We start from the raw sequence: 609 nt of genomic DNA, 5'->3' as shown, positions 1-609 counted from the left end.
GGAAAGATTGCAGTTACTGACAGTGGCGAAGCTGCAAGCATTCACAACTATCTCGATACAGATAAGGTTGAACAGGAAGCGCTTTATGATGGTCTCTATGCAGTATCAACAGACCTTCTTGACGATCCTGTTGGAGACATCTTAAGTGTAAGCGAAGGTCGTTGGGAAATAGAAGAATGCTTCAGAATCATGAAGACTGACTTTGAAGCCAGGCCGGTATTCCTCCAGAATAACGTCAGGATCAAAGCTCATTTCCTTACCTGTTTCCTTGCTCTTATCGTCTACAGATACTTAGAGAAGCGTATCGATGACAGTTATACTTGCGACGAGATCTTGAGCACACTTAGGGGGATGAATTTTGCAGACATTAAAGAACAGGGATTCATGCCTACCTATCGTAGGACAAAACTTACCGATAAGTTGCATGAAGCATGCGGCTTCCGTACCGACTATGAGTTCATAACCAAAAGCCAGATGAAAACAATCCAAAAGAAAAGTAAAGGGAAGTAAAAAAATACTATACTTCAAAACGAAGAGAAAAAGTCTCACAATGCCATATATACAAGGGTTGTGAGACTTTTTATATCCAACAACTGTCAAAGATGGGAT

Annotated in this window: 1 protein-coding gene; it reads left to right on the top strand. The window is 40.9% G+C overall.

Translation table 11 applies throughout. From position 1 onward, the window contains the following. Window positions 1–510 (top strand): IS1634 family transposase (locus NXH67_RS00235; protein ID WP_272795944.1); only part of this gene is annotated, 510 nt, incomplete at its 5' end. Window positions 511–609 lie beyond the last annotated feature (99 nt).

Source organism: Butyrivibrio sp. DSM 10294, assembly GCF_028539135.1.
In the GTDB taxonomy this organism is placed as follows: domain Bacteria; phylum Bacillota; class Clostridia; order Lachnospirales; family Lachnospiraceae; genus Butyrivibrio.
The sequence above is the reverse complement of the archived record's forward strand: the minus strand, read 5'-3'. Positions and strand labels throughout refer to the sequence as shown.